We start from the raw sequence: 24,929 nt of genomic DNA, 5'->3' as shown, positions 1-24,929 counted from the left end.
TCAATCCTCCGAACCTGCTTAAATTAACAATGTCTAACTTTTTGGAATTACTTCAATTTAAGGAAAGCACCCGATTGCTGAATTCCCTCTATTCCCCTTCTATTAACACCTAATACAATCTAACTATATAATTTTAATTATATACCTTTCTAATAACCAAGATGTATTATTTTCAGTTTTTTGATAAGATGAAATATAAGAATAATTATTAACATAATTTTATTGCATATTGCTGTCAATAATCTTTATGTTACAGAAAGGATATTTTATATGAATAAGTTTCAAGAACAATTAATAGCTTCTATCGCTGAAGATCATAATCTCTCGACTAAAACATTATCTGATATCTTAAAAACAGCTAATGCTTTTGCATATAAAAAAACTACATCGGGTCAAAGAATTAACGAATACTACGGTTTAATAAAATTTGCAGTAAATAACGAAACAAAATAGGAGACCTAAAATGCAATTCAAAAAATTAACATTCAAAAATTATAAAACTTATTATGGAACTCAAGAAGTAGATTTAAGCATTCCTAAGAATAGTAATGATGAAATTGATAAAAATATCATTTTATTTGGTGGATTGAATGGAGCAGGTAAAACTACTTTTCTAAAAGCAATCCTTTATATTTTGTTTGGGAAGCGTGGCATCACAAATAGTACAGATCCGAAAGAAATTGAAAAAGAATATGTAAAAGTCTTCTCAAATGTAATCAACAATACTTTTTTTGATGAAGGTGGTAATGAATGTTCTGTATCATTAGTCCTTGAAACGGATGCAGGTGCTGAATGGAAAATTTCAGTGAAATGGTATATTGATGCATACAAAAAATCAGGGCATGAAGTACGTGAAATTACAATAAAAGAAACAAGTAAATCTTTACCTAAAAAAGTTAGGATTGATAACCTTGATAGTTACTATCAATTTATTGATCGTTTAATTCCATTTTATGCAGCACCTTTCTTTATTTTTGATGGCGAAGAAATTCGTACATTAATTGAAAAACAGAATACGGAAGAAATGAAAAATGCGATTCAAAAAATTTCCGGTATGAAATCAAATACTCAATTAATTAATGATTTATCGACTTTAAAAAACAATCTTACCAAAGAGATAACAAAAGCAAGTGGATCTAAGGATATCCAAAGTATTCAAGATAAGTTTGATGAAATTTCAGGTAAGTTAGAAGAAATGAAAAAACGTGCTGATGTAGGGTCATCAAAACTTCAAGAACTAAAAGCCGAACAAAAACAACTTCAATCTACTAGACATGAAAAATTATTAATTAATTCCAAGTCCCGGGAATCTATTTCTAAAAAAATCGGACAAATTGAACAGCACATTTCTTTAAAACAACAAGAAATCATTAGTTTTTTCAAGGACAATATGATTCAAATTTTAATTTCAAGTAAAATACCAGCACTAAAAAAACGTATTTTAAATGAGAAGAAACACCGTGAACAACAATCGATGAATAATATGATCTTACAACCATATGAAAATTTTATAAAGAAATTATTAACTGTGACTACTACCCCTTCGTTAACTGAAGAACAAATTAAACAGTTAAAAGTAGCAGGTGAAAGTATTTGGTTTGAAAATAGTAATCGAAAGGTTGAAGAACTTCCAGACTTAGAAGAATTACATGATTTAAATAATAGCGACTTGAATTTCCTATTAAATCTTTCTACAAATACAATAAAACCATTAGTATCTCTAATTAATGATATTGACCGCCTCAACACTGAACATGAAGAAATTATATTACAATTAAAAAATGCACCTGAAGCAACGGACACATCTAAAGAAGAAAAACAAATTGAAAAATTGACTGAAGCAATTGGAAAAGAACAATTGCGTCAAACGGCTCGAATTAATAATATGAGTAAACTTGCTGAAGAAAAGCGCGCTTTAGAGACAAAATTAACTAAAAATAAAGTTGTTGGTGGTAACGTTGATGCGCTCTATGCAGAATTACAGTATTTAGAACGTGTTATTGCTGCTATTGTTAAATACGAAGATGAATACACATATAAGAAAGCGATGATTATCAAAAATGAATTCGAATTAATGCTTAAGAAACTTTTCCGAAAGCAAGATGAATTCGGGAAAATTGAATTCGATATTGATACATTTACTATTCGTCTTTATAACGATAAAATGCAAGAAATTAGTATCCAAGAGCGTTCTGCTGGTGAAATGCAAATGATTTCTTCATCACTTATTTGGGCATTAACTCGTGCCTCAAATTTAAATCTGCCAGTTGTTATAGATACTCCACTTGGCCGATTAGATAGTCACCACCGTACTCACTTAATAGAACATTATTATCGTCATTTAAGTGAACAAGTTATTATTTTATCTACTGACACAGAAGTTACTTCTGAATATATTAATATTATGAAAGAATGTTCTGCTAAACAATATTTATTACATTACGATGAACAGAAAAAATATACTGTTATCCGGGATGGGTATTTTAACTTTATTAAGGACGTGAAAGAAATTGGGTAATACAAAATTTAATATTTCCAAAGAAGCTAAGGACATTGTCGACTCATTAAAAATATCTTTAGATATTAATGATACTCCTATTATTATTAAATTAGGTTTAGCTAAAGGAATTTCACTCTTGAATCCTTCTGAAGAAATTCAAAAGTTTGAAGGCTCAGGCAATTGGTTAGTCCCTGAAAATATTATTAAAGATCGTGACTACTTACTTTTCAAGCATTTAATTATCAATGAGTTGAACCAAGTGATTTCAGATATTGACATCAATAAATATTTTGCATTCTATATTGAAAAAGGTCTTCGCGAGATTCAAAATCAAATTGAGAACAAAACTTCAATTGAGGATATTCGAGTATTAATACTAAGTTAAAAAAGACAGTATATGTAGCTTATTTAGCTACGTATACTGTCTCTCACATTATAATCGATCATTTAAAGATGTAATATTAACAATTTCGGTTTGAGGCTTTGTTAAATTACCATTTCGGTCTAATTGTGGGCCTTGTACAATACACTGACCTTTTTTTAAATTCAATAACTTCGTTTCCCAATACTTTCGATCCCCTTGCTCATTATTTGCTAAAGTTTGGGCGATATAACTTACATCTTCATCTGACTGTGCAAAGTATACTTTTTGAGTTGCATTTTGTAGTCTAGCTAACTCGTCAGAATCCATTTGAGATTTTAAAAATTGGGTTGCAAACCATGCTGACCAACCAAACTTACGACCTTCCGTTAAAACGCGCGCAGATGGTGCTTCATCATTGTGGTCTAAATTTTGGGCCTCATCAAGGATAACTGGCATAGGTGTATTTTTATTTCCATTACGAATTGAGAAGTTCCATAAATCCCATAGTAAAAACTCTGTAATAATTAATTGAACATCTCGATTAAAGCCAGTTAGCTGGATAATAAATACGTCTCCCTGTGAATCCAGGTGTTCTTTCCAATTCATTGTTTGTTCATTAGTAAATGGATTACGATCAATTAAAGGTCGAATTTGAGACAGTGTTTTTGTAGCTGTATTTGAACCCTCTTCTTCCAATAACTGTTTAAGATGCAATAATGACATCTGTTTATCATATCGGTCTAATCCAATAATTACTTGCTCATAAATAAGATTTAATTGCTGAATCCCTAAAGTACTATAAACCGCTGAAAACACACTCTTTATTCTTTCTGCAATATCTATATTAGATTCTTGCATCGTCATATTTGCAATTTGTCTAACAGTTCTAGAAAACGGATTGATTGGAAGCTGCTCTGTATAAACAAATCTTTGTTTAAACTTATCACCTAAAGCCATTACAAATTCATCTTCTAACTGATCTGGTAAGAAACCGTCTGTATAGTCAACAATAATACTTGGTACTCCTTGTCGTGATTTCTCCAATAATAAACATTGCATGAAATACGTTTTCCCTTGTCCCGATTTCCCGGAAATCAACAAGTGCCTGTTAGCTAATTCTTTATGTCCGTATTCCCAATAAACGTCTTTGGTGGTATTTTCAACTTTCCCTAATAAAACTCGAACTTCTTCAAGTGGTTTTTTGGACGGAACAAGCTCTTTCTCTTCAATCGGTATATCGGGAGTAACGGGTACCTGAGTATCAATATCTTCTGACCCATCTTTTAAATCTTCTTCAAAATTAGAATTAAAATCTGTATCTGTATTTATATTTATATTTGTATCCTCGATTAAATCCCCTATTACATCTTGGTAAGATGGCTTAAACTCCTTAGAAGTTTCTTTACTTTTAAAAACAGGTTCTACCACTTTGTCCTTTTCTGCATTTAACTCAGGATTCTCATTAGTTGCAACAGAATCTCCAGAAACTTCTTTACTTGCAATACGCTCTTTTATTTGTTCTTTCACTTGAATGGTATATAAATTTTTTAAAAATCTCGCTTTAATTAAGTCATTGTCTCCTTCATGGATCCAGTCAATTGTAGATTCCATATTCTTAACAATGCCGTTAAAACCATCTTCTTGTGAAAAATCAATCATTTGAATCTGTTCATCTAAATAAACTGCTCTTGTAGATCTACCTTCTTTAAAAGATACAACTGCGCCTTTACCAATATAATCTGTAAGATGATCTGTAATCGTAAATTCAAGTTTTAATAATTTTTCAACCACTTGTTGCGATAGTTTATACTCTTTTTCTGGCCAAATATCGCCTTGGACTAATTTATTGATATTAGATAAGAATAACTGAACAAAAAAGTTCTTATAGAATTGCTCTTTAAACGTATTTGGATAGTCATTGATTAATGCATCCAAAATAATTTTTTTCGTTTGAAGTACTTGTTCTTTTGCTTTTGAAATCACATCCGGACCATTTAGTCCAAATTTAACTTCAATTGGGTAAAAGTGCAGTACAATTTCACCGTCTAATTCTTCTAAGCCAATTAACAGCAAATCATCACTAGTTGGTCCCTTCACTCCTAAGTTTTTTGCAGAGAAAATTCCACCGACTTTTGATAAATTAAATACACCTGCTACTCGTAAGATTTCCTCTAATGATATGGGTACCCATTTAATTGTTGAATGATCTAACAGGGCTATAGTATATTTGATTGCCGAGATAATGCTTAATTTTTCACGATCTGAATAGCCTTTTGTACCAATTATACGTAGTAACCATTCACCATTGAATGTATTAAAAGCTTGAATTGTATTTATAATATTAGCTTTTGTACCTTCAATCTCTCGCTTCGATAGAAACTCTTCAATTACTTTGTAATATTGTCCTGATTTATTGGTAACTGTAATTGCATCAAATTTACTTGAAGACGTATATTGATCACTATAGTGAATAATTACTAGATCATTACTAAATGTGTTAAAAAATCCTAAATCTACTGTAGGGTCAATAAAAGTCACCCAATGTGAGTGTTCGAAAATTTCCAATAAAGTCGACTCATCTTCAGTATTTACACGAGACAATACTGTATTACCTTTAATATACGAATCATTGCCTTCATTACGAGAGTTACCAACTAATTCATTTGTATAATAAGCTGTCTTTACTAAATAATCATTTTCGTCTATGCTATAACCCTTAATTCCAAAACCAGATTTATAAGTTTCTGCATCTCGCATTGCTGGCACACTAGAATATAAACCTTGTAAAGCTAAATCTGATTTCATTTCATGCATAGATTGGATAGCTGAGCTTTCTTGAGCATGCATTTTATAGAATGTAATATGAGCATAACGTAGTCCACCGTCTTCATTTATAGGCTTACTACGATAGAAATAAAGGTTTTCACGAATTACTCGTAAAATAGATTCTCCATCAAGATCTTTTGTGCCTTTAATTTTTATACCTGTATACGTTTCAACTTGTTCTAAAGTTTTTAACTGAGCAAACCTTTCAAAAGCACTCTTTACTAAGGTATTCGTATAAAGGGTTACTTCCATTGGCTTAACATAACTTAAACCTTTACTATTTAGCTCTTTTATCATAAAGCTTAAAATACCTTTTAAAACTTCTTGATCGTCAGGTAAATTCATCACATTAATTAATATTGGCGCCTTCGAATTCTCAGTAAATAAATAACCAAAATGTTCTTTAAATTGTTTTAACTTATCAGCAATGACATTTGATAAATACTGCACTGAATCTGCTGCTGTTACTTGATTAACAGATTTTAATACTAACCACTCTGGTACATCATCTTGATGTTGAGGTCTATATAAACTACGGCGATCTACAAATGGTAATAACGCTTCAGGAGATAATCGATTTAAAATCACATTATCGATCTCTTCGTTTCCTAAAAGCTCATAAATCTTTAACTTATAGGCAACCATCAATGGATGGAAAGGTGTAACATAAAGTGTATTTTCTGCCTCAATCATACCTAGTCGATATAAACTTACACCCTTTTTACCAGCTGGTTTTCCTTCTGGGAAACTGGAAATCTCATTAATATAAGTTTTTATATATTCTTTTCCGCGCTCTTCATACTCTTTTGAAACATGAGAAATACTCGGAATTTTTGTAGCTGTTTTAAAAACAGATATTAAACGGCTATATGCTTCACGCATATTTTCACTTAAATCAATATCTATTGGTTCTAAAATACCTGATTTAATTACTCCTGAACGGAAACCTTGATCAATCCATTTAGACTCCCACTCGAAATACTCTAAATAACTCGACTGTAAATAATATTCTCGATGATTATGCATTAGTCGATTTAACTCTTTAACCCAAATCATGTCGCTCATTGACTCACGCACTAATTTCCAAATACGAGAACCTAAAATAGGTGTTGAATCCGTTAACTCACTATTAATTAAAAAGGGAATTGTTGAATTTTCTACATTTAAGTTAAAAAGAATATCCTCATCATCATTAAATAAGTTACCATCAACAGAAATTTCATATGATGTTAATTCATCTACCTCAAATGATTCGTTATTTTGTTTTAAAATGATCTGGTGAGGGAAGCGATTACCAAAGTTAATTTTATTTCCGGTAAGTGATAAAGAAATCCGTTGCTTTTTCGCTTCTATTAAATATTGAGAACTAATTCCTTCGATTAACTCCTTTTGTATCGGTAACACACAAATAATTAATTCCGCCCCTAAAGCAGCACGTTTTTCATGTTTATACATTACATGTGCAAATACTGGGTCATTACTATCGGTAGGAATTGTAATATGAATATTTGATTTTTTTACATCTATCTCTACTTCCTTAACACCTTTAGCCTGTGAAACATATTCTTTACTTAAAGATTTAATTGGTCCACCTATATTAAATTTAGCAACCAATGTAATCTGTTTTGCTTGATCTGGATTGAAAACAATAATGTGTCGTTTACGTTTCTTTGATGAATTATCACCGCTTGCACGATCCCATACATGTTCTCCGTCTTCTGCTTTAATTTCTATATAGCTAACGATTGCTGATTTATTTTCATTCATATATTTTTGATGGTCTTTATTAACTTCAGTGAATGGTACCTCTTCCCAATCATCCTTTTTCATCATCGATGCACCTTCAACAGTAAAGTGCTTTTGTAATTGTTCTTCCGTATTGCTATATTCATTGGCTTCACGAACAATCTCGTAAAGTTCACGGTTTTCAGCAATACGGTTTTTTAGACCCTTACCTGTAAATGTTTCAAGATCCGGGTCATTAAACATACCTAGTTTTTTATAATCTTCAGATTCAATACTTCCTTTATAAACAGTTGCTAAAATCTCTTCAAATTCAAAAATTGATAATTTTATTAACTTATGATCACTTACGATTCTATCTAAATTATCACTTAAAATTAATTTTTCTGCTTTTGTTAAAGTACTGTTTAAAATTCTATCGTGTAAATTTTGAGATAATGATATTACGTGTAAAGGCATCCCTTCGCTTTGTACATCTAAACTTCCGCCTGGAATTGTATCTAATTGCTCAGACACAATACTGATTAAAGCCGTATTTTCCCAATCAGGATGTTGGTCACTTACTAAATTTCGAATTAAGGCTAAATAATCCGTTAATACATCTTCTTTTGTATAAGCTACAACAAGCTTAATATCAACAAATTTCAAGGCAAATGTGGCATATGGATCTCCAAATTCATGTACGAATTTGAATGGTTCGACTAAATCAGGTTCAACTGTTTTTAATGCGTTTGCCATGGATAAAACTTCATCAGCTTCATCGAGTCGTAAAAAATATCGATTACCTTTTGTTAATTTATTCTCTTCGTCCTTCCAATAACGAATTAACTCTTCTGCCAAATAGTTATAAAATTGGTTTGACATATTGAACATCACCACTATCACTTTTTTTGTCTAAAATATTATGGCTATTAAATAAGTCCACTATTTCTTCAATTGAATACCGGTCAAATATAATGCCTCGTTTCTCGAATTCAGCTAATAAAGTTTTGAATGGCATACGTTGATCTTTAACAATTACACTAGTCATTAAAATTAAAAAGTCATGGGAAATATTCAGCAAATTCCCTAGATTACCACGTGATTTTAAAAAGGCACCTTGCCCTAAGTAATCAATACATTTACCATAGTGTATTCTTATTTCTTTATTCATTTTATTTTTTACTAACTGAAATAATTGATTTAATAAACCATCTATTGTATCTTCAAATTCACTTACTGCTATATTCGCCCAATTTGAATAAGTCTGAATTAGCACTATTAAATCAGCTTGAAATTGCTTAACGTACCAATCTCCATGAGACTCGATTTGTTTATAAAGGGTTGCATAATCTACTACTTCTTTTCCATCATCCATTTGATTAAACATGTTGTAGCTTAATAATCGCAACGTATATTCATGAGGGAATAAGTCAGCAGCCTGATCTTTTACTAACTTATAACCGTATAAGCTACTAGCAACCGGCCTTTTCTTAGTTACCGCTTCCCACTCTAAAGCAAAATAAAACGGCTCTATTTCTTTAAAGTTACCATTCGAAAACTTACCAAGCTTTCTTAAACACTGGATCGCATACATAAATGTATAATAATTTAAAATCAATTCAAAATTAGCGATAAAATAATCTTTATGTTGTATTAAGTATTTCAAATCTTCTCTGAATGTTTGAGTAAATAAGGGCAACAAGTCAGAATATTCTTCGTTTTGCTTTATATATTTTGTAGAGATTAAATGATCTACTTCTCCAAGAATCAATTTTGTTAAAATATCATCAGTTTCTTTGTCTTTAAAAATACTTTCAATAACTGAATCATTATTTATTAAAACATCTTTAATAAACTCTGCTATATTACGTAGAATACTTTGATTAGTAGTACTTTCTCCTATAAAATTATAGAGATACGTATGAACAATGTTCATACTGTCATTATTGTATAAATAATTATCAATAAATCGTATGAAATCCACTTTAGCTTCATCCGAACTAAAGTGAATTTGACTACTATTTGCAATAAATTCACTTAGCTTATTTGAATTATCAAAATGGTGAAAAGATAATTCATCTAACTTTTTGGTGTTTAACCTATACTCTGTTATTAACCTTGCTAAATCACTAATTACAATTTTAAAATTCCCTTTAATTTGACTGTTATTATTCTTTTGAAAAGGAAATAACTTTTTTGATTTTCTTAATGTATGGGATTGTGTAGGAAAATCAATTTGATTTGGATACAAAATTTGTCGTTCCAACTATTTTCCCATCCTTTCAAATTTAAATGCTTGATCTTCAAATTCATCATTTACAAGTCTATATTTTTTATTTTCTGCAATAAAATCTATAATTACTTCTTCTTTTTTATTTCCATATTCCATTAGTTTATCTAAGAATTCAATAAATGTTGTCGCATCTTCTTCATCTTTTTTATTTGGTCGGTAACCTTGTTCGACCTTTACTAAGAGTTGAAAGAGTGCATAATCAATATCTAAAGATAAGCTATTTTTTTTGTCTGGATCTGCGAAGACAACTGAAATACTTTGCTTAAATGTTTGTAATTTACTTTCATGTCGCTCGTCAACTTTTTCTAGACCAGGATTTAACTTTAGTTTTTGAGCTACCGCAAAATCATTTTCTAAAATATCCAAATATATATATTCACTCATTGGTGACCCTTTCCAATTGAAAATAGCCGTCTTTAAATTCTTATAGAAATCTCTTATCCTTGGTTTTACATTTTTATTAAAGTTATATAGATAGTCTAAATATTGTTGATAGATTAAATCTGAACATTGTTTAACAAACCCTTCATTAGTTAAATACAACGTATTCACTACCTGGGTAATTAAAGGTTCAAGTATTTCTTCACCATCAGTATTGTTAGTAAATGGTTGCAACCATCCTTTACCAATCTCATCGCCAATTCGATCTTCAATTAATGTTTCCCAATCTGTTAATGTATTCAAAGTCACAAGAAGCTCATCAATTACCTGTACACGAGAATGTAATGGATTTACGAATCTTACATAATCCAATAATTGTGATCGGTCAATCGAATTAAATAATAAATGAGGCAATGTTTGAGCTAATCGATCTGATTTCATTAATACAATGGAATCTTTAAAGTTATGTGGAATTAGGATATCTGCCACAAAATTTAAAAAGTGACGTGATGATACTGAATGTTTAAATTGAATCATTACTTTAATAACAATCTGAACTACTTGTGTTTGTACGAATTCATTTGATAAAAACTGATAATTCTCATGGATAATCGTTCTTTTACCATTTTCTATATCTTTCTTATAAGCTAAATAAAATGGGTTATCTTCAGTTTTCGCACAAATTTTTTGTAATAATGTTTCAAAGTAATTTGATTCTGCTCCATTGGGTATTAACTCAAACATTTGGAAATCCGCGAAAGACACTAAATCAAAAGGACCTTCTTCAGCATGCGTTAAAATTTCCGACGTTAATAAACCACTGCTCTCAATGAATTCTTTTAATTGATTGTAAGTATATTCACTGTGTTCACGATTAACAAAGTTATTTAAAACACCTAAATTGATTGCAATAATTACTTTTTCCTTACTTTCTTCAATGTGTTGATCTGAAAAACCTTTTAATATTCCCTCTAATGTTTCTAAAGCGGTTTTGGATGGCGAGAAACTTTCAGTAGCATCATTAAATACATTATATTGATTCATCACATCACTATGATGTTGATTTAAATAAGCTAATAGATGCGATTTCCCATCCCCTACACTGCCGCAAAGTAAGATCAGGTTGCTGCTGTTTTGTTTAAAACGTTTAAATAAAATCTCTTCTACTTTTTCTTGAATAGGGCGATTGACGTGTAAGTAATTCTTAAATTCACTAAATGAGTTAGCATTTTCAACTGCCTCTGCAGCGGAAATTCTAAGTTTTCCAATTTCCCGTGCTAAATAATTGTCAGAGTGTTCATCAAATGTATGCTGAAGTTCGTTTTTAGCTTGTTCTCGAGCCTCTTCTTTAAGTTCATCCGTTGCAGTAGTAGCAGCTGTTTCTTTTCCAATCATCGTTTTAAGTAGTTCTTCCATCTTTTCTTTAATTAGTTCTTCTGGAATTTCTTGAACTTTCGGTAATTGAGGTTGTTCGTAAGGAGGAATTATAATCTCGTCTGTCGTGTAAAACTCCATATACCATTTTGCGATATTGTACATTTCCTTATGAACTGCATATGCTTGTTGCATATTACCGTTTGCGTCTGAATCATGAACGGCATCATTCCCTACTTTCCTAATAAAGTGGAAGCCATTATTAATAATCGATTCGAAGCATTCCTGTCTATATAAATAATTAATTCGATCAGATAAATTTCTATAATCATGACTTTCTAAGTCTAATTTTTCTAAAACCCAGATAGATTTAATAATCTCTTCAATATATAATCGAGCTTTTGCCAATGCGCTACTAGAATCTGTAAAAAATAGATTTTCCATTTGTTTCGCATTTATTGCTGCTTTTGGCGCTGAATTATGAAGAAAGTTTAGAAAATATCTCTCCATTTAAAATCACTCCTAAAGATATGTGAATATATATATACTATTCTCCCATATTTTCTGTTATTTATCATCAAATTTAGTAAATTGGATATATTTACTCCCATAAACATCAAATCAATGATATACTCATTACATATTACGTACGTAAAAAGGGGTTTATCAAATGGATTTATCTTTTACATATAATTTTCCAGCATTAAGAGGCTATCAAGCTAGCAAAGAATATTATGTGGTAATGTGTCCTTTACGGCTAATACCTAAAATTTTCCTATTTGATGAGGAAGAAATTCCTGTCGAATATCGAGCACAACGGATTTTAAATAAATCTCGCATACCTGATTTGACAAATTATATTCTAGAAAATACTACAAACTATGTTTTCTCATCAATTACAGCATCAGTCGACGGTGAATTAATTTTTGAACCATTGAATAAAAATATGCCCACTCAAGATTTAGGCTTACTTCGGGTCTCAATGGATGCACGTTTCTTGATTAATGATGGTCAGCATAGAAGGGCTGCAATCGAAGAAGCTTTGAAGATTGTCCCAGAGCTTGGCAATGAGACAATTTCAGTTGTCTTTTTCCACGATACTGGATTAAATCGATCACAACAAATTTTCTCTGATTTAAACCTTCATGCAATTAATACTACTTCTTCAATAGGGATCTTATATGATCACCGTGATCCTTTATCAAATATTACTAAAGAGCTCGTCACTGAAAATCATTTTCTATCAAGGTATACTGATAAAGAAAGAGTATCTCTTTCTAAAAATTCGCCAAAAGTTCTTGCTTTAAATTTCATTCATAATACAAATAAACGATTACTTTGCAAATCAAAGGGCTCCGAAATTTCTAATGAAGAAACAAAGTTCTTAATTCAGTTTTGGGATATTGTTTGTGAATCAATACTTGAGTGGCAAGCTGTATTAAATAAAGAACTCTCACCAAGAGATTTGCGAATAAATTACATTGTAGGTCATAGCGTTCTAGTTGAATCCCTTGGAGAAGTCGGCAAGCAGTTGAAGGAAGAGTATCCAGATAGTTGGGAAGAAAAGTTAAAATTATTACGTCATATGGATTGGAGCCGCTCTAACACAAATGATTGGCAAGGGCGTTGTTTCAACGATAATGGAAGGATTCAAAAAACAAATCATAACATTACAGCAACAGCAAATAGAATAAGAGAATTGATTGAACAGTTATAACTATTCAATTCAATTAATAGGAGTTGAACATTATGAACGAAAATATCATTTCTAATTTATTTTCAAATGAAAAATCAATAGTTGATTTAGCGAAAGAACAAATTAAACAAGCTTATAAAGAAGACGATCGACCTTGGGTTGTAGGCTATAGTGGAGGTAAAGATTCCACAGTAGTAGTTCAACTTGTTTTTGAAGCAATGTCTGAAATGAACCCTGTTGATCTAAAAAAGAAAGTTTACATCATTTCTTCAGATACACTAATTGAAACACCATTAATTATAAATTCAATTAATAAAACGTTATCGAATATTCAAGATGCTGCATTTAAAAAAGGTTTACCAATTGAAACTCATAAAGTTAAGCCAGAACCTACCAATTCTTTCTGGGTTAACCTAATTGGTCGTGGTTATCCCTCACCTAACCAGACATTTCGTTGGTGTACAGATCGTTTAAAAATCGATCCTGCTAACTCTTTTGTCAAGAATAAGGTTTCTTCTTTTGGAGAAGTAATTATGGTGCTTGGTGTACGTGAAGATGAAAGTGTGTCTCGTGGTAATAGCATTCGTGAACATACAATTGATGGTCAATTATTTATGCGCCATTCAACATTATCCAATGCATTTGTTTACGCCCCGATCAGAAGCTTTAACTTAGACGATGTGTGGAATTATTTATTAAATACCCCTTCTCCATGGGGGGATGATAATTATGAACTACATCGACTATATCAAGATTCGAGTAGTGGAGAATGTCCGCTTGTAATCGATAAAAATATTAAAGAAAGTGCTGGTTCATGCGGAAATAGTAGATTTGGGTGTTGGGTATGTACAGTTGTTACAGAAGATAAAGCCCTAACTGGTTTTATTCAGAGTGGCCATGATTGGATGAAGCCATTACTAGACTTCCGTAACTGGTTAACATCCATTCGTGATGACCGCACAAAACGAATGAAATACCGCATGAATGGTCAAATCTATTTCCGAGATGTGAAAGTTGCTGAAGTAGATGGTATTCAAAAAGTTATAATTCCCAAAAAATCAGGTAGGAATGCTGATACGGTTCCTTTGGAAGATTATACAGTCGTCGAAAAACATGAAATCCAACAATACATTGATCAAAACAATATCGATTTAGGTGCAGCAGAAGATCAAATGTTATTGATACGTTATGAAGAAGAAACATTAGATGGAGAAATAGTTGAGAAGTATACTCAACTCGGCCTAGGACCATACACAATGGAAACTCGTCGTGAAATTTTAACAAGACTTTTAGCGCTTCAAGTTACTGTTAAACATCCTGAAGATCCTCATTACGAATTAATTTCTGAAGAAGAACTTAAAGAAATTCGTCGCACTTGGCTAAAACAAGGTGATTGGGAAGACTGGGTACCGATGCTGTATGCTAAAGTTTACGGTAAAGACACACAAATTACTTGGGAAAAAGATGACCGCCCCTTATTGGATAGCGAACAAATTTCTCAGCTTGAAATACTATGTAAAGAATTCAATGTAGATATGAAAGTAATGCGTAAATTAATTAACCTAGAAAAAGACTTTGCTGGTTATAAAATTCGCCGTGGTATTGGTGATGAAATTGGAAAGATTTTAAAACAAGATTATCTACATCTATAGAAGAGGAATCATTATGTATATAAAAAAAATTACCCTAGTTAATATAGGCGCATACAAAGGTTATAATAATTTTAATTTTGAAACTGAAAAAGGTCGCAACGTTCTCCTCATTGGTGGGGAGAATGGTGCCGGTAAAACGACTCTCTTAAATGCAATCAAATTAGGTTTATTTGGCTCATACGGTTTTGGATATAAAACCGAAAACAATGAGTATTTTAAACATGTAGATAGTATCTTAAATAATAACGCAAAACGTGATCCAATTAGCGATTACAGTATTACTATAAAGTTTTCTATAGTTGATAATTATAAAAACTTTGATTATGAATTAAAGCGTGAGTGGAAAACAACAGCAAACTCTCTTAAAGAACATGTTTATTTAACTCAAAATAAATCCTTTTTAAATGAGCAAGAAATTGAAGTATTTAATTCTAAATTAAGAGAAATCATGCCTCCTCAGTTATTAGAGTTTTGTTTATTTGACGGTGAAGAAATTGCTCGTATAGTAACTCAAAATAAACTATCACAATATATAAAGAAACTATCAAAAGTAGTTTTTAATTTGGATTTGTTTGAAACTTTAGAGTTAGATTTAGATGGGTATTCAAAGCAACATATGCTTCAAAATAAAATCGACTCCATAGAAAAAGACCTATTTGACGCCAATAACCTTGAAAAAGAATTACGATCACAAATTGCCACTACACTTCGCTCAATTGAATATAAAGCAACTGAATTAAAAAGTGTTAATGACACTTATTTAGAAATTAAAAATACTTTTGAAAAATACGGTGGACTTGTAAAACAAGAACGTGAAGAAATTTTAAAAAAAATAGCCAATATTGAATCCGATCGAAAACATCGTTCTGAGCAAATCAAGCAATTTGTATCAACATTTTTACCATTCTTTTTAATGCCTAAATTAGTTGAAAGTACTCGTCAACAAATCAAAAAAGAAGAATCGATGCAATTATCTCAGCAATTAGATGAAAAGCTCTCAAAGGAAGTACTTTTTGACCTTTTAGCTAAAATGGAAATCGAAGGTTCTGAAGAAAAAGCTGAGACCATTAAATCAAGTTTAATTGCATTAATTAGACCCCATGATAACAATGAAATGATTCATGGTTCATCATTTGCAGAGTCAGTAAAAGTTGAACAAATGTATAACATTATTAAAAAAGATATGCCTCTAGAATATCTAACTTTGTTAAAACAAAATCAAGACGATTTAAAGGTTTTAAAAGAATTACGTGACAAGGTAAATGTTCATGATAGCACTGATGAATTTAGCATAATCATTCAACAAATGGATGAACATAATGTTCAAATAATAAAACTTGAACAAGAGTTAGAAGCAGAAGAAAAAGTATTAAATACGTTAAAAGATGAACTTTCTATACTTCTTGAAAAAATTGATAAAATCAAATCTCAATTGCATGGTTTTAATAAAGCTTCTGGCTCTTTACTTGAAGCTCAAAAGATTATTACTTTAAGTAGACGTTATAGAAAAATTCAAATACAACATAAATTAAGAGACGTTCAGATTCAAGCTACGAAAAATTTGAAAATAATGTTACGTAAACATGACTATATTTCTCTAATACAGATTGACCCTGAATCATATGATGTTATTTTATTGGATGCACATCAAAATCCATTAGAAAAACGTACGCTTTCTGCAGGAGAAAAACAAATTTTATTACTTTCAATTATATGGGCTATATTTAAATGTTCCGGTCGACAAGTGCCCTTTATTTTTGATACTCTTCTTGGCCGCTTAGATAAAACACACAAAGCTGCTGTTTTAAAAACATTTATACCGAACTTTGGTAGACAAGCTATTATCCTAGCAACTGATAGTGAAATTGATGAAGAGCACTATAATATCCTATCTCCTGCTATTGTTCGAGAATACACATTGAACTTTGATCCTATTAGACAACAAACAAATATAAAAAAGGATTATTTTACTTTTACAAAATAAATGGAGATTAAAATATGAACTTTAGATTAAAAACTTCAAAAGGAACTGAAGAAATTTTAAAATCACTTCAAAATTCTACTGGTCTTACATGGAACATTCTTTCCCGAATTGCAGTTGCTATGTCGTTAAATAATCCAACCAAACCAGCTGAAGTTCCAGATACTTCTGGTGTAGAAATTCACCGTAACACGATGACAGGGGAACATGATTATGTTTATAAAGCGCTCATAAGACAACATGCAGGATACCATGTACCAGAAGAAGAATACTTTCCAGATTTATTCAACCGGCATATCGAAAGAGGTATTCGAATGTTGGAAGGTGAATATAAATTATTTGGTAACTACGAAAAATTACTTACAAACCTATTAAAAACCGGAAACTAGGTGATCTCTTTGTTATATTTAGATAACTCTGCTACTACGCCAATCCATCCAGAAGTAAAAGAAGCAATGCTACCTTTCTTATTAGAAGAGTTCGGCAATCCTTCTAGTAAATATTATGATCTAGCAGCTAACGCAAAAGATGCTGTTAAAACGGCACGACAAAATGTAGCAAAACTTATTGATTGTCGACCTGATGAAATTATTTTTACAAGTGGATCAACTGAAAGTAATAACTTTATTATTAAGGGCATTACAGATCAGCGTAAAAATAAAGGTAAGCATATTATAACTACGAATATTGAACACCCCTCAGTTCTTGAGGTATGTAAATACTTAGAAACCATAGGATTCAATTTGACTGTTTTAGAAGCTAATCAAAACGGAGTAATTACAATTGAACAATTTATGAATGCTGTATCTCCCGAAACAATTTTTGCATCCATTCAATGGGGTAATAATGAAATTGGTTCATTAAATCCAATTGAGGAAATCGCGGAAACTTGCATAGGACATGATATTTTCCTACATTCAGATGCAACACAGGTTATAGGAAAACGAATAATTTCTTTAGATAATTTTCCTGGGTTAAGTGCTATTTCAATTTCAGCGCATAAGTTTTTTGGACCAAAAGGTGTTGGTGCAACATTCTTACGTAAAGATCAATATAATCTCTTTCCCCCCATTACACCTCTATTTCATGGTGGAGGTCAGGAAGAAGGTTTACGAAGCGGTACTTTAGCAGTTCATAATATTGTAGGTTTAGGTAAAGCAAGTGAATTAATTTCTCAGGGACTAAATAAAAATATAAAAAAATTAAATGAACTTGAGAAGCGTTTAATTGAGATTTTAGATTATAAGTTTGGAAGTAATATTAAATATAATCATCCAAGCGAGAATAAAATTCCGGGAATCATTAATGTTCAATTCATCGGGATAAATAATGAAATTTTAGTAAAAAAGTTAGCACCAGTAATCGCTGTATCGACAGGATCGGCATGTAGTTCTACTAAACCATCACATGTATTAGCAGCGATTGGTTTATCACTTAATGATATCAGACAAACAATTCGAATTTCTTTATCACCTTATATAGAAAAAGAAGATTTAAATGTATTTAATAGTTTATAATATTCACTTGAAAATTCTTTAAAAAAATGAAACACTATTTGAAATAGAAAAAGTACCAAAATCCTTAATATTTAAGGATTTTGGTACTTTTTGTATTTCTGTAGTATTCTATGAAGACGGCAGGAGTCGAACCCTTTACTCACTGAACACTCCACATGTGTTAATTACTTTTCACAGATACAATACTATAATCTACTATAACTACTTAAATAATCATGTTACGAATTGTAGTATTTCATCAATTTTTATTCTCTTTAATAATTCCTCTTTTGATCTGAAAAGGAAAGCTCCCATACCATTTCGTTCCAAAGGAAGTTAGCCAAAAGGAGAGTCGGCTTCCCTTATCAATAATTCATTTTTTATTCAATCACATACCTTAGTTATACAGTTTTTCCAAGGCATCTTTTAGTATAATACAATGTATTTCGGTATTATTTTCAGGTCCAATTATACCAAGTCTATGAGTAGTTCCATGATACTTTCTTTGACTGTCATGGACTTCACCTAAAGTATATGAAGAAGTAGGGATACTGGCTGGTATTTGTTTATCCCAACAAATTAAGATATCAATGCACGCAGGGTCTTTTTCGGTTTTACCTTGAATCTCTTGTAAAAATCCCCCTAAACTCTGTTTAAATTCAACGCACAATTCCGAAGATTTATCTCTTCTAAAATTTGCAAGATCATAATATTCCCTTCCCTTAGATAACTCACTTTCAATGATCGCTGGCGATATTCCTAAAGAATCATGTACTGAATCATTACTTTCATCTAGTTTAAGCTTATAGGATAGAGCTGCATCATAGGTTGCGACCCCAGATACATACTCAGTTCTATATCCTTTGATAATGTCTTTTTCAAGTAGATGATAAAAAAGTACAATTACCTCTTGCTCAGTCTTCGGAATTCTCATTAGCGATGAAAAGTCCTTAATTCTACCAAGAACTTCAAGGTCTTCAGTAGTATAGCTTTGTATATCAGTATCTATTTTTCCAAGCATTGTCTGGAAATCATCATTTGCTGTATCACCACCAGTAACCCGACCAGAGTCTAGCTGTGATAAAGCAAAATGACCAAATGAGGAACTAAATTTATCCTCATTAATTTGAACTTTTGTGGAACCTAAAAGCTTTATTACCTCCTTAGAAATAAGATTAGCAAAATGTTTTGAAATCCCTTTTCGTCCTGAATCAAGCTGCTCACTAATGGATATATCAGTATCAACTAGGACATAATATCGCTTTAGATAACCCCCACCAGTTTCCCAATTATCTATTCTAATACCAGTAGGCATACCATTAATCGCTAAATGAATTCCATATGTTAGTTCAAAATCACTGTTATTTGGAATACTTAAATCACTTTCGATGTTGTTTAATCTTGTTTGACTAATTGCACAAAGAGCAACATCAAATTTAACTTTCTTAATAATTCCAACTTCTTGACCTAATATAGGATGATATAAAGCTCTAAAATCACGCTGAAATGCAACATTAGTTAAATTTTGTATATATTCCTCAAAGTCATAAGAAAGTACGCTAACCTCACGATGCTCTTTTGGATGTTGAAAGTTGTATTTTATTGGTTTTCGATGTTCTTCTCCGTCTACAACTATACTCAACTCGACATCTACTGGAACAGAAGGTTCCTGTCCAAAGAGGTATCTTGTATTCCCAATTGCAGTACGTGTTCTTAATATATATTCTAACTTTTTAACATCTTCTTTCTTATTAATAATGTTAATTGCGTGATCCAGTGAAGCAACTGCTGGGAAAAATTCTGCATAGTTTTGACTCAGTTGAATACTTATCATTGTCCCACTATCATCTTCGATTGACGTTGTAGAAGAAATAGGCTCAGGTATTGGGCCAATTGGAAAGTCTTCTCCTTTAGCTAACCAACTAAAACAACCTTCATAAGAAATTTCATTTGTCACATTACTGGCCAAAAATTTACTTATTACTGTCACTTTTTCTGAAACAAATGAGGCAAATGTAAAGCCATAACCCTTGAAGCCATAATCCTTTCCCATTTTCTTACCAGACCCTTTAGGTAATAAGTACGTCTCCATCTTTTCTTCTTCCATACCAATACCATTATCTGTAATAGTTAAGATATTGTTGTCCTTGTCCCATTTAACCAATATCTTACCACGAAAATCTGGATTAGGTTCAATTGGTCCATATTTATTTCTAAATTCGTCATATAAATAATAATCGGGATCGTTTAGTACTTTAAACCTTCTATTTATAGCATCAATGGAGTTTTGTAATAACTCGCTATAAATGTCCCAAGAATTTCGATAAGATCTCACAATCTCCTGAACCTCAGCTCTTAAGTCACCTTCATTAATTTGATTTTGATATTTTTCTAATAATGCCATAAATTAATTCCCCTCTCATAAATAAGTTTTGATGCGCTAATACCATATTAATTAACTGGATTAGGAAGCAATAACGTTTCGTTATCTTTTGCCACTCTATAATCATTTAATAACGTAGCTTTTTCATCATCAGAAAATTCAGCTGAAACCATATAAGCAATGAGCCTAGCAGCTAATTTCCTTGCGGTTCTATTTGCCTTAATTCGACCACTACGTTCATACATTACATCTTGCCAGATAGAAGCTTGAGAACTCCAATCTATTTTATTAAGTTTAGATATCAAAATATCCATATCTTCCAGTCCATGTTCTCGACTTATTTGAACAGCTTCAATTAATGCCATTTGGCCAACTGGTTTGCCTATTAAAAGAGTGTCACGAAGCTTATTTATTTCAGTAGAATTTATTAATTCCACAAAAGGTTCAAAATTCGAAAGGAATTTTCCCCAAACTAAGCTCACCTTATCGAAATAAATCTTAATATCTTCTGGTACGTTATTTTTAGACAGCAACGTCTTTCTAAGTAAAATTTCAGAGCATTCATACAAGGTCCCTATAGTCGTAAAATGCTTGTTCGTTTTTGAAAGCGTATTTGATCTCCAGTTAACTTGGTTCTCTTTAAAAACAGAGTCTGGCCCAATCAATGTCCGTGCAATAATTGCAAATGGATCATCATCTGATGTAATAATATTATCTCCTTTAGAAGTTGGTTTAGCATACTTGTTTATTTTGTTAAATATTTTTCTGATTTTTTGAGTACTTTCATGCTTAATAAAGATAACTGCTACATCCTCTTTTGCAATTTCAGGATCAAAATCTTCCTCCACTAAAGTATCAGTGTTATCCCTACCAGTAATAGCAACTTGTAATGCCTTTAATCTGTGTTGTCCATCTAATGCAAACATTCGCTCCCCTCCGTGTAATATCAAAAAACCAAAAGGAGAAGCTGCACTTTCATACAATTTGTTATTTGTTTTAAAATTACTTGATAAAGGTTCAAACTCTACACCTGTGTCATTATAAATATCAACAATTAATGAATTAAAAAACCTATCTTCATCATTAATTAAGTAGGGAGCTATCTCCGACTTAATCCTGTCCCACCTCAATTCTCGTTGCAGTTGTTCCTCTATAGTTAAATCTTTCGTTTCTGGGATCTGATCTGCTGATTTTACATCTTTAATCAAATCCCCTGCTTTCATTGTGGTAATGAAGAATTCTGTGGTACCAAACTTACCTCTCATACTTGGATATAACGTTGCCATTACATTTCCTCCTTTAAAATTATTAATTAATATAATTAAATAATAGATTAAGCTAATATAGTCTATTACAAAAACATTAATTCATTATTAGAATTAATTATTACCCTTTTAAAATTTCCGTTTTGACTTTTCTGCAGATGTTCCCTGAACCTTTTCCACTTTACCCATAAGACTAATAGCTTGCTTACAAGTTAAACCTAAAAAATAATGCTGCTACAGTGATTGCTAGTAAAAAAGAAGGTTTGAAACCAATTACATTTAAGAACAGAAGATACTCCGTATATTTAATTCAGTTTCAACTATATAAGTTGATTTCCTTTCAACTTTTACACTTCCACTTCTACATACAATTTATACAATAAATTGCTTAATCAATAAATATAATTGTACAATTTTGAAATAATTCTACTCTAAATTTAACAGTCCTTTCCAAATAAGTCAATAGGATTGTACAATCTAAAAAAAATTATACAAAAAATATATAATGCGCACTCGTCTAATAGATTCTTAGCAAAGGCACTGCGTAATTTATGCGCGTTAATAATTTTAAGCCAAACGTCCTCGTGTACCTCGTTAACTGCTTAGAGATTGCGTTAGAAGGCGAATTGTTATTGTAAATAACACGCCCAATATGAGAAATGAAAACGTAGTTTTTCCGTATACAGCGCGGAATGCCCTATTACAATAAGTGTCTGGAGAATTTCCGTTAGCTGTTCGTCGATAGGAGCTTCAAACTGTCGCTCCCTTTCAATATATCCCTGTCCATGTCGATTAACAACGGGCGAAGTCTATATGATTTTTCTCGTAGTTAGCCTAACATGTTAATCCGTATGCCTGTCTTATATAACTGCAAAATAGCTACAGTATCGCGGAACCCCTATGTGCGTCGTACGGTACGATCAATTAACTACACTAAAATTTCGATATCATTTTTGCGTACTAGTTTCGTAGCCTTCGCCACCTCAATCTAATTTTAATATTCTTAAATCATTTCTGCGTCTATATCCTCGACCTAGCTAACGCTTGTAATGCCCAGGAACTCCTAAAACGCGAAAGAATACGTTTCGATTGTCCGCGGACGGTTATCGCTTAATTCCATTTGCCTAAATACAATTTTATGCGCCTGTTCTAAGGTCATTGCGTCGCGTCTATCGGCTTCCTGGTCGTGCTATAGACTAATATTAAACGATTTTTCTATAGCGAATACACCATACTTCCGGCTGTTTTTAACCACAACAAAAAACCTCCCAATCCGTTAAGATTAGAAGGTCGATTGTAGCGCCATTCCCCATTGGATCACAACAGGTACAACGACGCGAATGTTCAATTATCGTTGGTATATCGCGGTTTAGGCGATTACCAAAATATGGAGACGGTGGGAGTCGAACCCACGTCCAGAAGCTCCAATACGCCGGCTTCTACGCGTGTAGTTTGTCTACTTGCAATTCGCGAGTTCTTATGCCGACAAACAGGCGTCCGAATCGCTAACCTGGGAATCTCTTACCGTTGACTCAGGTGGTGCCAACGATCGTATCCCACTTAAGTTGAACCCAGCGTAGTCTACATGGGCGATAGACAGGCTGAGTGCTACGAGCTAATTAAGCTGCGTAAGCGAAGTTTTGTTGTTTGCCAGTTATTATATAACTTCCGTTGTTGACGAAGACGAGACCTCCGACGCGCGACCAGAGCTTGAACCACCCCTGTCGAATCCGTAACGTCCCCGAGTAGTAGTAAACCCGAGTTAAGTTTCGGTATGAGCGAGATGCTCATTAAAACGTGTACCGTATGAGTAGATACACACTGGCTAGTACAGTCAATTATATGACAAACCGGGTAAGCTTGCAAGTAATTCTGCTTCTCTCGTACATTGCCAATATATTCTTAGCCTTGTTTATACAATTGATTGCGGTAGTCTACCGGTGTGACACCGTGGAATCGCTTGAACAGCTGTGTAAATTCAAAATATCCGTTCAATCCGATCATTTTTGAAATTTCCTTGAAGTCCATTTGTGTATCTTCCAGTAATCCTTCTGCTTTGTGTAATCGAACTTTTGTAATATATTCTTTTACTGGCATCCCGACTTGCTGCTCAAAAATACCATTATAGTCCGGATACTCATCGACAATTATCTCTTCAACCAATGCCAAACAATGGGCATGTACACTATACTTTTCAACTAAAATAACAACTTTATCGACCAATTCTGCGTTGCGTAATCCGTTCACTTGTGGAAGTCCTCCTACGTATGCTAATGCCATTGACTAAAACACCTCAAATTCTGTTATTTCAACCTTGCTTTTACTCCACTTTACATGTGTACCCCCATCTTCTCGATTAAAAACCACCTTTTTTGCCCGAAAAAAAGAGATGTGTTAAAAATAAACAAATTCGTTTAACACATCTCTTTTGAACAATCTATAAATGCCATTTAGAATAACGGAATTCCGCTTACTGCTGGCGGTCCTTGAAAGCACGTTCCATATCACGCTTCGCTTCTTTTTTCTTCATATCATGACGTTTATCGTAATCTTTCTTACCTTTTGCAAGACCGATTAGTAACTTCGCATAGCCGTCTTTAATGTACATTTTCAGCGGAACAATCGTATAGCCATCACGCTTTACGGCACCGATTAATTCACTGATTTGCTTTTTATGTAAGAGCAGCTTGCGTTCACGTAACGGGTCATGGTTGTAGCGGTTCCCTTGGTCGAATGGCGAAATATGCATATTTTTTACCCATGCTTCCCCACCCGTAACACTAATATACGCTTCCTTCAGCTGGACACGGGCACCACGTACGGATTTAATCTCCGTTCCTGTCAGTACCATTCCTGCTTCAATTGTTTCTTCTATGAAGTAATCATGGCTCGCTTTTTTGTTTTGAGCTAAAACTTTCCCTGCGCCTTTTGCCATTCGTTTTACACCTCTATTTTAAAGGTAGAGAGCTATGATGCCGAAAATGCATCATAGC

15 protein-coding genes and 1 other RNA gene are annotated in these 24,929 nt (G+C 32.3%); 8 read left to right on the top strand and 8 right to left on the bottom strand.

Going from position 1 to position 24,929, the window contains the following annotated elements; genetic code table 11:
• The first annotated feature begins 270 nt into the window (after nucleotides 1-270).
• Genes AC6CH1_RS13120 through AC6CH1_RS13110 form a run of 3 tightly spaced genes read left to right on the top strand, consistent with a single transcriptional unit; the run spans nucleotide 271 to nucleotide 2,885 of the window.
• Nucleotides 271-453 carry a hypothetical protein gene (locus AC6CH1_RS13120; protein ID WP_008405460.1) on the top strand — a complete coding sequence of 61 codons (183 nt, stop codon included), beginning with the start codon at nucleotides 271-273 and terminating at the stop codon, nucleotides 451-453.
• Between the two features lie 10 nt (nucleotides 454-463).
• Nucleotides 464-2,518 (top strand): DNA sulfur modification protein DndD, encoded by a 2,055-nt coding sequence (gene dndD, locus AC6CH1_RS13115; protein WP_498317914.1) that lies wholly within the window; start codon nucleotides 464-466, stop codon nucleotides 2,516-2,518.
• Entirely contained in the window at nucleotides 2,511-2,885 is a 375-nt protein-coding gene (locus AC6CH1_RS13110) for a hypothetical protein (RefSeq protein ID WP_498317912.1), read from the top strand. The genes dndD (AC6CH1_RS13115) and AC6CH1_RS13110 overlap by 8 nt, the downstream gene beginning before the upstream one ends.
• 48 nt (nucleotides 2,886-2,933) lie before the next feature.
• On the opposite strand, the gene dptH is transcribed toward AC6CH1_RS13110, so the two are convergent.
• The 3 genes from dptH to dptF are packed head-to-tail and all read right to left on the bottom strand — an operon-like array spanning nucleotide 2,934 to nucleotide 11,973.
• A complete protein-coding gene (gene dptH, locus AC6CH1_RS13105) occupies nucleotides 2,934-8,297 on the bottom strand; it encodes a DNA phosphorothioation-dependent restriction protein DptH (protein WP_498317911.1) in 5,364 nt (1,787 codons plus the stop codon).
• Nucleotides 8,278-9,681, bottom strand: a complete 1,404-nt coding sequence (gene dptG, locus AC6CH1_RS13100) for a DNA phosphorothioation-dependent restriction protein DptG (protein WP_498317910.1) — start codon at nucleotides 9,679-9,681, stop codon at nucleotides 8,278-8,280. The genes dptH and dptG overlap by 20 nt, the downstream gene beginning before the upstream one ends.
• A complete protein-coding gene (gene dptF, locus AC6CH1_RS13095; RefSeq protein WP_498317908.1) occupies nucleotides 9,682-11,973 on the bottom strand; it encodes a DNA phosphorothioation-dependent restriction protein DptF in 2,292 nt (763 codons plus the stop codon).
• A gap of 160 nt (nucleotides 11,974-12,133) precedes the next feature.
• On the opposite strand from dptF, the gene dndB reads away from it, so the two are divergent.
• From dndB to AC6CH1_RS13070, 5 genes are read left to right on the top strand one after another with little or no spacing between them, the layout of a single operon-like run.
• Nucleotides 12,134-13,180 carry a DNA sulfur modification protein DndB gene (gene dndB, locus AC6CH1_RS13090; RefSeq protein ID WP_498317906.1) on the top strand — a complete coding sequence of 349 codons (1,047 nt, stop codon included), beginning with the start codon at nucleotides 12,134-12,136 and terminating at the stop codon, nucleotides 13,178-13,180.
• Nucleotides 13,181-13,212: 32 nt separating this feature from the next.
• A complete protein-coding gene (gene dndC, locus AC6CH1_RS13085; protein ID WP_498317905.1) occupies nucleotides 13,213-14,811 on the top strand; it encodes a DNA phosphorothioation system sulfurtransferase DndC in 1,599 nt (532 codons plus the stop codon).
• A 13-nt stretch (nucleotides 14,812-14,824) separates the two neighbouring features.
• Complete coding sequence (gene dndD, locus AC6CH1_RS13080) at nucleotides 14,825-16,795, top strand: DNA sulfur modification protein DndD (RefSeq protein ID WP_498317903.1); 1,971 nt, start codon at nucleotides 14,825-14,827, stop codon at nucleotides 16,793-16,795.
• A 14-nt stretch (nucleotides 16,796-16,809) separates the two neighbouring features.
• Nucleotides 16,810-17,181 (top strand): DNA sulfur modification protein DndE, encoded by a 372-nt coding sequence (dndE, locus tag AC6CH1_RS13075; protein ID WP_498317901.1) that lies wholly within the window; start codon nucleotides 16,810-16,812, stop codon nucleotides 17,179-17,181.
• Nucleotides 17,182-17,190: 9 nt separating this feature from the next.
• Nucleotides 17,191-18,309 carry a cysteine desulfurase family protein gene (locus AC6CH1_RS13070; protein WP_498317899.1) on the top strand — a complete coding sequence of 373 codons (1,119 nt, stop codon included), beginning with the start codon at nucleotides 17,191-17,193 and terminating at the stop codon, nucleotides 18,307-18,309.
• Between the two features lie 376 nt (nucleotides 18,310-18,685).
• Here AC6CH1_RS13070 and AC6CH1_RS13065 read toward each other — a convergent pair whose 3' ends face one another.
• The 5 genes from AC6CH1_RS13065 to smpB form a co-directional block, all read right to left on the bottom strand.
• Complete coding sequence (locus tag AC6CH1_RS13065; protein ID WP_498317898.1) at nucleotides 18,686-20,692, bottom strand: ATP-binding protein; 2,007 nt, start codon at nucleotides 20,690-20,692, stop codon at nucleotides 18,686-18,688.
• A gap of 47 nt (nucleotides 20,693-20,739) precedes the next feature.
• The gene (locus tag AC6CH1_RS13060; RefSeq protein WP_498317896.1) at nucleotides 20,740-21,957 is read right to left on the bottom strand and encodes a DNA sulfur modification protein DndB; all 1,218 of its coding nucleotides are present in this window, start codon (nucleotides 21,955-21,957) and stop codon (nucleotides 20,740-20,742) included.
• A gap of 1,364 nt (nucleotides 21,958-23,321) precedes the next feature.
• Nucleotides 23,322-23,679, bottom strand: a transfer-messenger RNA (tmRNA) gene (ssrA, locus tag AC6CH1_RS13055).
• A 159-nt stretch (nucleotides 23,680-23,838) separates the two neighbouring features.
• Nucleotides 23,839-24,216 (bottom strand): helix-turn-helix domain-containing protein, encoded by a 378-nt coding sequence (locus AC6CH1_RS13050; RefSeq protein WP_498317894.1) that lies wholly within the window; start codon nucleotides 24,214-24,216, stop codon nucleotides 23,839-23,841.
• Nucleotides 24,217-24,406: 190 nt separating this feature from the next.
• Nucleotides 24,407-24,871 carry an SsrA-binding protein SmpB gene (smpB, locus tag AC6CH1_RS13045; protein WP_251690278.1) on the bottom strand — a complete coding sequence of 155 codons (465 nt, stop codon included), beginning with the start codon at nucleotides 24,869-24,871 and terminating at the stop codon, nucleotides 24,407-24,409.
• Between the last annotated feature and the right edge of the window lie 58 nt (nucleotides 24,872-24,929).

Source organism: Solibacillus sp. GQ1 (assembly GCF_059758555.1).
Note: the sequence above shows the minus strand (reverse complement) of the source record. Positions and strands in the feature narration are given on the sequence as shown.